General features: G+C 53.3%; 11 protein-coding genes. All 11 read right to left on the bottom strand.

Annotated elements, in window-relative coordinates; all coding sequences use genetic code 11:
* Positions 1-6 precede the first annotated feature (6 nt).
* A complete protein-coding gene (locus GXX57_00925; GenBank protein HHV43217.1) occupies positions 7-258 on the bottom strand; it encodes a TIM barrel protein in 252 nt (83 codons plus the stop codon).
* Positions 259-998: 740 nt separating this feature from the next.
* Positions 999-2,738, bottom strand: a complete 1,740-nt coding sequence (locus GXX57_00920; protein HHV43216.1) for a beta-galactosidase — start codon at positions 2,736-2,738, stop codon at positions 999-1,001.
* Between the two features lie 117 nt (positions 2,739-2,855).
* Complete coding sequence (locus tag GXX57_00915) at positions 2,856-3,350, bottom strand: hypothetical protein (GenBank protein HHV43215.1); 495 nt, start codon at positions 3,348-3,350, stop codon at positions 2,856-2,858.
* A 73-nt stretch (positions 3,351-3,423) separates the two neighbouring features.
* Entirely contained in the window at positions 3,424-3,699 is a 276-nt protein-coding gene (locus GXX57_00910; GenBank protein HHV43214.1) for a YlmC/YmxH family sporulation protein, read from the bottom strand.
* Positions 3,700-3,711: 12 nt separating this feature from the next.
* Positions 3,712-4,956, bottom strand: a complete 1,245-nt coding sequence (locus GXX57_00905) for a hypothetical protein (GenBank protein HHV43213.1) — start codon at positions 4,954-4,956, stop codon at positions 3,712-3,714.
* Between the two features lie 231 nt (positions 4,957-5,187).
* Positions 5,188-5,946 carry a hypothetical protein gene (locus GXX57_00900; protein ID HHV43212.1) on the bottom strand — a complete coding sequence of 253 codons (759 nt, stop codon included), beginning with the start codon at positions 5,944-5,946 and terminating at the stop codon, positions 5,188-5,190.
* Positions 5,946-7,772, bottom strand: a complete 1,827-nt coding sequence (locus tag GXX57_00895) for a CehA/McbA family metallohydrolase (protein ID HHV43211.1) — start codon at positions 7,770-7,772, stop codon at positions 5,946-5,948. Before GXX57_00895 ends, GXX57_00900 begins: the two co-directional genes overlap by 1 nt.
* 46 nt (positions 7,773-7,818) lie before the next feature.
* On the bottom strand, positions 7,819-9,990 hold the full coding sequence (locus GXX57_00890; GenBank protein ID HHV43210.1) for a hypothetical protein: 2,172 nt from the start codon (positions 9,988-9,990) through the stop codon (positions 7,819-7,821).
* Positions 9,991-10,043: 53 nt separating this feature from the next.
* Positions 10,044-10,985, bottom strand: coding sequence for a hypothetical protein (locus GXX57_00885; GenBank protein HHV43209.1), 942 nt, complete (start codon positions 10,983-10,985; stop codon positions 10,044-10,046).
* 43 nt (positions 10,986-11,028) lie between these two features.
* Positions 11,029-12,282, bottom strand: coding sequence for a sugar ABC transporter substrate-binding protein (locus tag GXX57_00880; GenBank protein HHV43208.1), 1,254 nt, complete (start codon positions 12,280-12,282; stop codon positions 11,029-11,031).
* A 293-nt stretch (positions 12,283-12,575) separates the two neighbouring features.
* On the bottom strand, positions 12,576-13,202 hold the full coding sequence (locus GXX57_00875; GenBank protein HHV43207.1) for a hypothetical protein: 627 nt from the start codon (positions 13,200-13,202) through the stop codon (positions 12,576-12,578).
* Positions 13,203-13,239 lie beyond the last annotated feature (37 nt).

Raw genomic sequence — 13,239 nt, 5'->3', positions numbered from 1 at the left:
CTCGCTTCACCTCATTCCAAATCGGCCTTTAAACATATTCTCCACAGCAATCCCCACCCCACGGGCAGTGGCTGCGTCCACCAATTCTGTGAAGTACTGCTGGTTGGTCCGAACACACTCCTCATCCAGAGCATCCCGCCCTGCCCATTGGGGTAGGGTCACTGGATGCACGACCACCCATCTGGCACCCAGAATCGCAGCTGCGTCGACGGCCGTCAACATGTGCGGCAAAAGCTCCTCGGGTGGTAACCCATTCATGATTGGCGCATGAAGTTTGAAATCTTCTTCCGGCACTAGTTACCTTGTGTGCGATCCTTTCTAATCGGGCCGGATTCCTTCCACTATTAACCCATTTTCCCAAGTGCGTACAACCAAACTCAAACACAGGAAAACTGCTGTCCAATAGCCGTTCCAGCGCCTCTTCGGGGTCCAAGTCTGCGTACATATCGGTCCACATGGACAAACGCGTCTCCACTAAGGTCCCTTCTTTCCTGGATGTCTGTATCAGAACAAACCGAAAAACTAAGCCAATGCCCTCTTACCGGAGAGACATTTTTCTCCGAAAAGCTGCCCACCTCCCAAAAAAATCAGTTTCCGTCTTCCTTTTTGTCTTCCTTCCCGTCTCCTCTAGTCACCCCTTTGACCTAGGCCTGATCCCCTCCCCGCTTGGGCATGGTTGTGATCGTCTGTGCATTACCGTTTCTCCAAGGGCGTCTAGAAGTAGCTCTTGCAGATATGGGAAACCTTTGCAAAACACTGCTACCGGTTCATGAACATAACAGGGTGCTAGGGTATGCCTTATTAGTTACCACCGTTGTTGAACGATCGAGAAGACACCTTCATGGCCTTAGCGTAAGAAACCGTAGAAAGTCCTCTCTCATCTGCAGCGGGGATCCCTCGCGCCCTTTTATTGTCTAGTGATCGCCAAAGGAACTCCGAGGGATCCCCTCGTTCAAACTTACGGCCAATGCCGAGAAATCCTCTATTAAGCCCTTTTCCTATTCCTCAATGGCCGCCCGTTGCTGATTGATCTGCCGAATGACCTCCTTGTCAAACTTCGGCTCCCGCCCATAGGTATACAGCCCATTCATCTCCTGCTCCACATCATACAATTGTGTATAACAAAAACCAGCCACTAGAGGGTTATTGAGCAAGGCCTCGGTCAATCCCTTATATCGGGCCAGGAATTCCTCCTTGTCCTTCGGCCGCCGACCATAGCCCCAACCCTCATCACCTGTATCACTCCACCAAATCCCGCCATATTCACTGACGAAATACGGTTGACCGCCATATTTCTGGCGATCGGGGAAGGTCACATAGACCTCGCCAGTCTCCGCCACCTTCTGGTAACGCTTCGCAAACACCTCCACATCCTGTTCGTAGTCATGGATGTCGAAAATATCGGTGACCACATGGTAATTACCAGAGGTATCAATTACAGGCCGGGTGGGATCTAGCTGCTTTGTCACCAGGTAGATGTTCCGCAGCACCTCATTGTTTTGTCGGTTCCCATACCAGTCCCAGGTCTCGTTGAAGGGACACCACACGACCAACGCCGGGCAATTGAAGTCCCGTTCCACCGCCTCCAACCATTGGGGCAAGAAGACTTCCAAACCTTTAGCGGTGGTAATATCCAATCCCCAATTAGGGTACTCACCCCATACCAAGTATCCCAGTTTATCGGCCCAATAGAGGAACCGCCGTTCGAAGACCTTCTGGTGTAGCCGCGCTCCATTGAAGCCAAGCTCCATGGAAAGCTCGATATCCTTTCTCAAAGCCTCGTCGGTAGGTGCAGTATAGACTCCGTCGGGATAATAACCTTGGTCCAGGACCAACCGTTGAAAGACCGGCTGTCCATTGATCAGGATCGCCCGATCATCTAGTGTAATGGTCCGCAGACCGAAATAGCTTTGGACCTCATCCAAGGGATAGGAATCCTTACTCAACACAATGGCCAGGTCATAGAGGCGAGGTTTTCCTGGTTCCCACAGGTGCACTTCATCCAGGGGCAAGGTGACCCGTACATCGGGCCCCACCACCCGGGCGGTAACACTTCCCATGGGCTTTCCTTCGTAGGAAGCCGTCAATTGCAGGTCGCAGCCCACCACATTCCCGGCCAGTTTTGCCGCAATGTGCAGCTGACCGTTGGCCGGATCGGGGAAGTACCGGAGGGAATCCACATAACCCTCGGCTACACACTCTAACCACACGGTCTGCCAAACACCTGTAGTTCTGGTATACTTCGTTGCATGGGAATGATAAAGGGTACTCTGCTTGCCCACCGGTTGTAAACCACTGCGGACGTCATCCTCAGCACAGACCGTAAGCACATTCGTGCCCGCGACCAAATGATCGGTAATATCGAAGGTAAAAGGAGTAAAGCCACCCCGATGGCTACCGACAGATACGCCGTTGATCCACACCTCGGTGTAGTAATCAACGGCTTCAAAGTGTAATAGTACCCGGTTACCTTCACCCCATCCTGGGGGAAGCTCGAACTCCCTGCGATACCACACCGCCGCCACAAAATCCCGATACTCCACCCCAGACAACTTGCTTTCGGGGCAGAAGGGTACCAAGATCTTCCCGGAAAGCTCCTTCCGTTCATAGAACTTCCTGTCTTTGCCGCTTCGCCCATGATCAATCTCAAACTCCCACCAGCCGTTCAAGTTTTGCCAGCGTTCCCGAAACAACTGCGGACGCGGGTGTTCCGGCCGGGGTATCCGTTGGTGGACCATGGTCTCCCCTCCCACTTTCCCAAAACTATCTATCACTGCCATTATTTTGACACCTTAAGGCAAAATCCTCCCTGCAGACAAGAGGAAGGCCCTGCAATCTCTGCAGGGCCTTGGGTTTTAGTAGCTTTCCACATCATTTGCACCGAATTCGTTGAGGATGGACTCCGCTTCCTCCACTTTGTCATCGGTGTCGATCACGGCCAAGATCTTGCCGCGTTTGACTTCCTCCTCATAGAAGTCACTTCGGTCCTGGGGAATCCCCAGATCCACAAGTCCACCCACGATCCCACCGGCCACAACCCCCGACAGGGTAGCGGCCAAGGGACCAAGGGCGATGATGGGACCGATCCCCGGAATGGCCAAAGCACCGGCACCGGCCAACAGTCCGGCGATCCCGCCAAGGGCGCCACCCCAGGCGGTCCCGGTGGCCAGACTGCCCATACCCATGTCTTCATCGCCGGCTTCGGTGTCCGTATCGCCACGTCCGGCGATGTCACTTTTGTCTCGGGCAATGATGGAGATCTCGTTATCCTCGAAACCGTTGTCACGCATGTGCTTTACGGCCTTTTCGGCTTGTCGTTCCGTATCAAAGGTACCGATAACCGTCGCCACAAGCTATTCCTCCTTGTTATGAGCTATACTTCGGTAATAGTTTGTCATAACAAGGAGTACTGTATTCAGTCTGTTACAGGCCGGGGGTCTCCGGTTCCACATACTGGGAACTACAGCGCATATCCACCACGATCACGTCCACCCCAATTTTCAGGATCCCTTCCCAGGGAATCAGGACGTATTCATCGCTGCCAAAAAGGAGGAACCGGCGGCGCCGGGTGGGAAGGATGATCGCCACCACCTGCAGCGTCTCCGTATCGATCACCAGATCCGTGGCATAAACTACACCCAGCCGGCGCCCTTCTGCGATATCGATCAGTTCTTTCCCGGCGATCTCACTGTATAACAAGGGTCTGCCTCCCTACCAAGCCCGATGATATACCACCTTAACCCCCAAGGCACTAGGGTGCTGCCAGTAGGCATCCAAGCGTCCTTGATCCCAAGTGCCCCAATCCAGTTCCACCTGCAAAGGACCTACAGTCTTGCTCAGACTAGCGTAATATTGCAGTTTTTGCTGATCATGCCGGTACCTTACCAGTCCCCGCAACCGGGTTTCCCCATCTAAGGCCAGATCACCCTGGACCCGCACCGCCGAAAGCCCGGTATCGTAGCTGCTACGTACCGTCAGTTGCGGAGTAAGTTCCAGTTGCAACCGGCCTTGCCATCTCTCTTCTCCTTGGGTAAGACGCACTTCATATTGCGGTCCGACCAGTCCATAGACCACCCATTCCTCATACTTGTGGTTCCAACCTTTGCCCACCCGCAAGGTTTGCTCCCCCAAGGACAGACCGCTGACCAACTCCCACTGATACTGCCTTTGACCTGAAAGATTGGTCAGGTCACTGCCGGTCACTTCCACAAAGGCCCACGGCCCGATGGAGACAGTGCTACCCAATTCCCAACCCTTCCGGCCCCGCCCCAAGGAAAAGGAAGACTTGGCCGGAGTAACAAAGTCGCCATCGATATTCCGGTAGCTTAGGAGCAGCCGCGCCTGACTCCCGCGGTAGTCCACCTGGGCATACCGGGCATAGGACGGTGAGGAACCCGGGCTCATGCCCAGCGCCCCTTGCAAAGTGAAATTACCCAGGGACGTCTGGCCCTCTACGACATACATATGCTGTTTCTCCCCCGGATAATCTACGGAATTCAGACAACCCGTAAGCAAAAGCTGCCAGGGTTTTTGGGTGTATTTCAACTGAGCAGCCCACACATCGAAGACCGATCCCCACAGGACCACTCCCGTGGCACTCCAGGGACCCTCTTTGCCTTTCACCGTATAACTAAGACCTTTTCCCGGTTGCACATTGCCCCCTACAATGGACATGCGACCTTGGAAGTGGGGCAAGGGATGTCCCCATGCGATGCGATGTTCAATACCGTGCAGGGAGAAATCAAGGGAGGCCCGATCCACGCCCAGCTCACCAGGAAGGTAATAAAACATAGTTTCCCAGTTTAGGGCACCGGACCCGGCCAGTCTCAACTGAGACATGGTAACGGTTTCCTTCACCGATGTTCGAAGGACATAGTCCCAGTCCAAAGTCAGACTGGAAGCATCAACAGGTGCAAAGAGAGAAATGATGAGCAAAAAGATGAATAGTTTCGTCATGAAGACACCTCCTGCAAAATCCAGGAGGCTTTCCGGCACAATCAGTATATTACCACCTAATCCTAGATTTGCCAAGTCCTTCGATTCAGCACCTTTGTGCCCGAGTGGCAGTCCGTATAGCAAACCACAGTAGTTCTCTACTGGAACCTTCTGCAGCATGAGATCGCGTGTGGCACGAGACTTTTTGCAGTGCCACCTTTCTCGTGCATCGCTCCTTACGCGCGACGGGGCTCACCTTTTATTCTTCGGATGCAGGCGCAGCAAGTTCTCCGGTCCAGCGCCAAGTCGTTCCAGATAGGACTCGATGAAGGCCAACTCCCCGACATCCTCAAGTCGATGAGCGTCACTGCCCGGACAAAGTTTCACTCCGTTTTCCAGGCACAGGGTATAGAACTTCTGAACAAACTCTTGATGGGGACTGTTCACGGCACCCGAACTAATCTCCATAGCCACCTGGTTGACCTTTGCCCTGTGGATGAGAGGCCACAATCTGTCGGCATCAAGATGGTCCACCAACTCAGCAAACCTTGAACACCCGTAGGTGAAGGGATGGGCAATGATTTGCGCTGGAGGGTTGGCCGCGGTAAGATGGGTAGCCAACAGGTGTTCAATGCATTGTTCCAGGGTAGCTGTCTTACAGGGCGGTTTTTCCACCCAAGCCAAGTGATAATGGTTGGGGGACACAATGACATAATCGAAGATAGTAGCAAAGCTAAGGTCGATAGTCACCACCCCTGGAGCTAATACGTCGGCTTCGCAACCGATGAGGACTTCCATGGGGACCTGGGCATTCTGTTCCCGCCACTGCTGGATTTCCCCTTTCACCTGTTGGAAGATTTTCCGATCGGTTCCGGGGTGCAAATGATCGCTTAGGCCGATACTGTCATACCCGAGGTTGGCCACTTTGTCTAGAATAGCCCGGGTCTGGTTGCTGGCATGGCCGCACGCGGATTTTTCTGTATGAATGTGATAATCCCTCAGGATCTTCATCAACCTTCCTCCAATCTGAAAAGCCACGTAATCTCCCCCAGGGCCTTTTCAATCACATCCCATCCCAGGTGTTCAAACAAAAGCTGCCCCGGCGCCCAGCGCCTCTCTTGGTTAAACTTCCCCATATACACAGACTCGATGGTCTCCACCAAGGCTGGACAATCAAAACGAACGGAACGTCGCTGGGAGACGTAACCATCCACCTGCACTTCTACGTAAGCCGTTAGAGGAACCTGGATGCAGAATTCACCGCTAGTGAATTGCTCCCTCCGACTCTCCTGATCCACGGGATCTAGGATCCATACCCATCCGGAAAGAGGTCTTTCGTGCCGGTCGGTGACGAATCCCCGCACCTTGGCACTGTAGGCTTGGGGACTAGGGTGTCCTACCGGCCGAATATAGATGGGATTGGTCAGGGCTACCTGGCTTACCCGTTTTGGGATGTAACCCGGATGCTCCGGCAGAAATCTCATCAGATCCAATGTAGCCTCCTCCGGAGCCTCGGAACCATAGCATTTCACCAAGTACCAGGCAGGAGAGTCCTCGCGGACAGTGACCTTCTCTTCAAAGTAACGAACAATCTTGCTCCTAAGATCCCATACCCTGAAGGGCCTACCGTTTCGATACAAAACCACATAACTGAGTCGTTCCTGCGGATCTCCACTGGACCAACAGGTAATGGAAAACTCATAATCGCCCTCGGGTATAAGGTCCCCGGGCAAGTGTCGGCCATTGGCTGATAAGCCCACAAAGGGACCAGAGGTGACCAGGTTACGCCCCTGCCTCAGTCCCAGGGCAATCTCTTCCATGGTTCGCTTGGAGGAAAAGGTGTAGTTGCGGTATTTGCCCGGCAGATCGAAATCCTTCCGCCCCCAGACCGCATCCACCTCTGCCACTCCCGTAATGCGATAACCCAGGTTCAAAAGGTGGAACCACAAGTTCTGGTAATAGAGGTGATCGGCCTGGTAACCCATGACCACGAGCCCGTCGTAGAGGGGTCCCGCCATGGTCAGGTAGGGCAGCTCCGCTGCGATGTTGGGAACAAATTTATCTCCATACCACCACCAACTGGTGGGATGGGCAAAGAAACAGAACTCTCTCCCCTGGCGGTGCTTTGCAATTATCTCCGCTAGGGATAGTAGTCCATAGGGGAAATCCCTAGGGGTTTGACCGGGTCGACTGTTGAAGAGCCAGTCTTCCCAGGAGGCATCGAAACATTCAGCAACGGTGAGACGGATACCTTCCAAGTTTACCCAGCACAAGTGACCAAAACGTGTTTTGGGAAACTCACAACCCGGTGCCAAAAGGAGAGCCTCATCACTGAGCCTTTCTAGTTTCTCCTTAACGCGGGACAGATCAACGGCTTCGTTATCCTGGGGACTATACCCGGGCCAGGGATATCCTGGCTGGTAGTAGTCCAATCCGTCAGCCAGACACAGGGTCCTTACCCAGGAAAAGGACCCAGAGCGACCAAGATTCCCTTCCCCCCGGGCAATGTGGGAATGGCTTTCACCACAGACCCAACGGGGGTGTTCCCAGAACCTCTGGAGGGTGACTGTCATTTCCAGTTCCTCTTCGGCGGTTTGAAACGTCTTCCGCCAAACACTCCAATTAAAGCCGTGGTACACCTCCACCTGCACCGGTACATCCAAGGGAATGAAAACCTGGATTGTACTACCAAAAAACACGCCGGGACACCGGTTGTTGTCGGGATCCCCTTCCCCCACTTTCGGACGTTCCCCCGAAGACCAAACATAGCAGCGGGCAAGACGGGGCGCTCCTTCCTCATCCCTGATATGTAGGATAAGCCGACATAGGCGCTCCATACCTCCGCCCTCCCTTCTCACAACAGACTCGCGAGAACTCAGGAACCTAGGATTCTAACAGCTTTTCCAGATATAACAAAGTGGTGGTATTCTCCTTTACCGGCAAGACCACTTCCTTGGTGCCATCGTGGATGACCTTCCTGGTAAAGGCATCGGTAACGCGGGCCAAAATAGGGAGATGAATCCGGCAGAGACCGGTCTTGTGGGCATAGAAACCCACCAGGTTCTCCGCGGCCATCAGTTGTCCTGGAAACTCCGTATACACATGACAGCCTGCGGCTTTGGCAATATTCCGCAGAATCTCCTTGGGGATCATGGGAGCAGCGGAGAACACCGAAATCCAGCCGGGCATCCTTTTCACGGCCAGACCCGGTTTTCGCAGATCCTCTATGGTCCCCAACACCGTGACCGCATCGTCGGTCACCCAGATCCGGGGGGCGATGGAAAACTGCTCCGGATAGATATTCAGGAGTGTCTGCTCCCTGATCTCCTCTGGACAAAGATAGGAACCTTTGGTCCCATAGGTCAATCCGGGTGACAGACCTTCTAAATAGGGGTGGACTTCGTTAGTAAGGCTGACGGTAAGCTCCCCCGGCTCCATCGTATAACCCAGCCTCATGCCTGTCAATTCCTCCATCAGGGCAATGGAGAAATGTTCCCGATCCAGGACCCCTGCAGCATAGCACCAAATGACAGTGTTTCCTTTGGTACAACACCTTTCCTTAATCAACCGCCGTTCTTCATCCGACAAGAAGACGGCATTGGGGATGATGTATACTTTGTAGTCTTTAGGATGGTCCGCCAGACTGGAGAGGACCAAATCCACAAAGGGCAGTCCCATCCGCTCCAGTTCCCAAACCTTGAACAAGTTAAATAGGGGCGCCAAGAAGGGTTCTCCCTCCCCGAAGTACAAACTGGCCTGTTCGTGAAGGATGACCGCCACTTCCCCCTGGGGTTCTCCCACCTTCAGCCACAGTTCTTCCCCCACCTCCCGCACCTGGCGCAAGCCAGCGATGAGCTCCGGATCGTCGAACATGCCTCCGTGGAGATCCATGAACCAACAGGCAGCTCCCTGAGCTAGACTATAGGCCAGATCCCGTTTCATGATCTCCACGGTCTCCTGGGCAGTGGAAGGCTGCTTGGCCGGATACATCCACCCCTGGCCCCGGTGGGTGACCAAATCTAGTTCGTTAATCAAGAGCTTTTTTCCCTGCCTAACTGAACCCGGCACGGTCTGGGAGGAGACCACCCCGCCAAGCTTACGGCAGTCATAAATGTACGGGGCTACAATGCCATCGATGAAGTCACACTGGAGAATCCGGGCTAAATCCAGGTGCCCGGACCGAGCCAGACTGTGCCGTGCGCTGGACACCCATTGATAACCATAAAAGACAAAAACCAGTTTTTGAAACTTCGTGGCTTCTTTGGCCGCCTTACTCCATTGAATCAAAACATCGGCTACCAGACCATTGTAATATTGGTAAAAATCCAGGACAAAACGTTCCCGGTACGGATCTCGTAGACTACCCCACAGGGGAGTGGTGCGTTGTTTCGGTGTAGGAAGGGTGATCTCGTCGAAGGACCCAAAAGTGGTATGCCAGCTATGGTTCAAGGCCTCGATGTTCCCCTGGTACAGATCCGCCAAGTACTCCGCAAAGCCTCTACGCATAGGTTCACTGTAGTCATCTGGATCCTGGTTAGACTCCAGCCAATAGGTAAACCAGTGGAACCACTCGCCGCACGGTCCTCCCCCCGGTACATAGGCAAATATTCTATCGGAGTATTTCTCCTCAAGATAGCTAATCACGTTATGCAACGCACGAGCTGCAGCCCTTTGCCATTGCTGTGAAGCAAAGGTAGGAAAGCTAGGGCGTGTTGAACCATGGTAGGTGACTGTCAAGTCCTGGGGAAATCTCTTCAACCACCAGTGACCCGGTTGGGAAAGGTCGTCGTAGCCTAACCAAAACCGAACAATGAGTAGAGCATCATGCTTCTTCTCCAAGTAGGAACGAATTTTCCGGTCGGTAGTGGAATAATCAAAGGTATCCAGATCGAGCCAGCCCAAAGGTGTGCCGGGATGGGTATCAATCACTTGAAAGCCCGCGTCCAAGAAGTTGTCCACGTGTTGGGCGGAACTGGAGCAAAATATCCCATGGTAGGGATGCCCATCCACATAGATGACAACCCTTCCCTTCAGATTGCGCAACTCAGTCTTCATCCCTGCGGCCTCCCCTGCTGTAGAGAGAAGGGGAGAAACCCTCCCCTTCTCTCTCATTGGTTTTTAAGGATCCGAAAACTATCTATAGTAATTTCGCCGTTACGTACATCGAAGACAAAATAGAGACGTTGCTCACCGGCAAGACCCTCTTTTCTAGCCAATGTCGAGAGGTTCACCGAGCCACTCCGTAGGCTGAAGATCATATCTGTGCCATAGGGTCGCAGGTGAGGTCCCTGCCACCACTGTTCTTTATAGCCAATATTAAGGTTCCACATGGCCCCCGGAGTAATGTGGACAATACTATAATCCAGGGTCAGTTCCTCATCCAGATCAACAAGGACAGGACCAAAGACCACATAGGCCGGATCCATACTCGAATTCTTCATAATCCCCTTCTGCTGTTCCACTCGGTACTCGGCCCCATCATAGGCGGACACACCCAAGGAAGAGACGAAGTCTTGCTCAAAGACCAGCTCCGGATCCTTGGAAGCCACCGGCTTCGGTTCGCGACTGATCAGTCGCAACTGTTCCACAGTAATCCGCCCGTCTTTCACCCAAAACACGATCCAAAGGTCCTGGGGACCGGAAAGGCCGACCTCCGCAGCCAAAGCGGTAATGTCCACAGACCTTTCCTCCGGTTCGGTGGAGGGACGCCAGGTATCCACGTGGAAATTAGGGGCGGACCACCAGCCTTCCCCGGCTCCCATCATGATCCGCCATTGGGCACCCGGTTCCACCTCGGAAACCACCACCTCAAAGGTCAACCCCTCATCCAAGTCGACCCTGATCGGTGCCACGGTGAAGATCGTACCTTCCTTATCCGCCCCTCCCCCAAACACACCTTTGTGGTCCACCACCTCAACAGTGCCCCCGTGATCAGTTCCCCATCCCTTGGTAGAGGAAAAGGTTTCCTCAAAAACTACCACCGGTTCCGCAGCCCGGCACCACCCCGAGAGTGCCACTACGAGTAAGACCAAAACCACAAGTTTACGCATAGGAAGTCTCCTTTCGTCCAAGCCATCGATTCTCTTATCGCCATCACTTGACAATAGCATTGAGGGCAGAGATTACGGAATTGATCACCCCCGTTGGTGACTCACCAAAGACAAAGATCCGATCGCAGATCTCCTTGAAATATTGGTCCACTAGACCCTGATTGTTGAAGATTGGTGCCGTATACGCGTAATCTGCCGCGTAAATGAAGGACATCAGGTGCTGTGCGGGCAGCTTAAAGGTATCCGCCGCGTACTGGATCCAAGATCCAGCAGTGGAACGGGTGGCTGGCACCAATCCACTTTGGGCCCGCCGCGCATTGATCTCGGGACTAGTGATGAAGCGCAAGAACAGGAAGGCCGCTTCAGGATGTTTAGCACCGGAATTGACCACAAAGACATCATTGTTTACCAAAGAGGCTCTTCCCCCCGGTCCCACCGCCAGCTCACAAATACCGATATGACTGGGATCCATGCCGGTGTCACAAATCCGCTTCAGACTCCAAACACCCTCTTCCCAGATTGCCAAATGTTCTCCCGCAAACTTTTCATCCGCAGGCCACCAGTCTATCAGGTACACCTGGTCCTCATGGGCCAACCGGTAGAGGAATTCCAATGCTGCCAAGGCCTCCGGTTCGTTGATGGCTACCTCGTTAGGTCTATCAGGACGTTGAATGTACCCACCGCCTTGCCGGATCCAGTAGTTTATCCGATCATAGTTATAAAGGGTGAAAAAGCCATATCGTTTGATCTCCATTCCGTCTCGGACAGTCAGTTTCATGGCCGTATTCCGCAGAGTCTCCCAGGTCCAGGTGTCCCGGGTAGGCTCGGGGATACCTGCCTCGGCAAACAACCGGCGGTTGTAATAAGTGGCTACGGTTCCCATGTACTTAGGAATCCCATACTGCTTACCCTGCACATTGATGAACTGGTACTGGGCCGGCGCGTATTCGGCAATGTCCTCATCAGTCATATATTTCTCAATATACGGATCCAGTTCCAACAGAAAGCCATTCAGAGCCCACTCAATGGGAAAGACCCGCCAACCCACAAAGATGTCCGGAGCAATTCCACCCAGCAACCAGGTGGTCAAGGTTTCCTGGAGGTTCATATCTGGGCTTTGGACTAAATTGACCTTAATTTGCGGATACAGGGCCTCAAACTCCGCAACGATCTCCTCCGGTTCCAACCCCTCCAGCACATTTTCCAAAACGGTGATCTCCATCTGTTCGGCCATCACCGGCACGACAGCCAGCACCACCATACCCAACAACCCGATGTAGAATAACCGCTTGAACATGGATTAGCCCTCCTTTTTCATTTTGACTCTTCGCCTTTAAACACCAGAACTAGCCTGCAAACCAACCTACCCATGGGATGATTACCCCTTGTATTTTGGTATGATAACTACGAAAAAGACCTTTGACACTCGATGAAGCACTATTTTTCCTCACCGCCACGACCTGTGTGCGCCTCCACCCGAAACACCGTCTTCCTTCATTGCACCAACCCTTTCCCCAACCATCCTCAGAGCAGTAGTCTGAGGATGGTCAGGGGTTCCGCCTTACCCCTGACCGGGAACAAGTACGTCGCCTACTGTCTCACCGTCACTTTGGTTACGAGCGGCCCTTCGTTGTAGGCTCGCCCTTGAATACGCACATTTCCTGGACCAAGGCTTTTAGTGATAGTCCCACTCACTTGCCAACTGGCCCCATCCCGAAGTCGGGTCACCGTGGCCATTGCCTTATTACCACTCAACACCAGAGACAGGACAAAGGTATTCTCATACTGCCAATGAAACAGTTCCGTCTGCACGGTGGCAATCTCCACACCGTTGTCATATAGCACCATCTTTGCATTGCTAGGGCCTTTCCCGAAGACCCGTACCGCCACTCCACTGGTCCGTTCCCCAGCCAGCAAGGGATCATGGGTCCTCCCCGCAATCTCCACGAAGGCGTTTTCATTACCTGTGCGGATATCCACAACCTCCACCTCAATCGTCACGTCACTGAGTTTCACAAGCCCTTCCCTCAGTTGAGCCCACCGGTAAACACCCCAGCCGCCATCAAAGCTCATACCCTCGCGGGAAATCTCTGGGCCGTTCAAATACCAATCTGCGGAGACATCGCTAGAGAAGTCAGTGAAGTAGATCAGTTCTTCCGCCGCAACCCAGCAAGGAAGCACTAATAGCAGCATGACCAACGGGACCACTCGGTGCATGGGAAATCTCCTTTCCATAATAGTCACTAAACGGATA

Source organism: Bacillota bacterium (assembly GCA_012839765.1).
Lineage (GTDB): Bacteria > Bacillota > Limnochordia > DUMW01 > DUMW01 > DUMW01.
The sequence above is the reverse complement of the archived record's forward strand: the minus strand, read 5'-3'. Positions and strand labels throughout refer to the sequence as shown.

Bases quoted from the DNA above. Each gene is read 5' to 3' on its own strand.
- GXX57_00925 (HHV43217.1), bottom strand. From the start codon at position 258: ATGAATGGGTTACCACCCGAGGAGCTTTTGCCGCACATGTTGACGGCC.
- GXX57_00920 (HHV43216.1), bottom strand. From the start codon at position 2,738: ATGGTCCACCAACGGATACCCCGGCCGGAACACCCGCGTCCGCAGTTG.
- GXX57_00905 (HHV43213.1), bottom strand. From the start codon at position 4,956: ATGACGAAACTATTCATCTTTTTGCTCATCATTTCTCTCTTTGCACCT.
- GXX57_00900 (HHV43212.1), bottom strand. From the start codon at position 5,946: ATGAAGATCCTGAGGGATTATCACATTCATACAGAAAAATCCGCGTGC.
- GXX57_00895 (HHV43211.1), bottom strand. From the start codon at position 7,772: ATGGAGCGCCTATGTCGGCTTATCCTACATATCAGGGATGAGGAAGGA.
- GXX57_00890 (HHV43210.1), bottom strand. From the start codon at position 9,990: ATGAAGACTGAGTTGCGCAATCTGAAGGGAAGGGTTGTCATCTATGTG.
- GXX57_00885 (HHV43209.1), bottom strand. From the start codon at position 10,985: ATGCGTAAACTTGTGGTTTTGGTCTTACTCGTAGTGGCACTCTCGGGG.
- GXX57_00880 (HHV43208.1), bottom strand. From the start codon at position 12,282: ATGTTCAAGCGGTTATTCTACATCGGGTTGTTGGGTATGGTGGTGCTG.
- GXX57_00875 (HHV43207.1), bottom strand. From the start codon at position 13,202: ATGCACCGAGTGGTCCCGTTGGTCATGCTGCTATTAGTGCTTCCTTGC.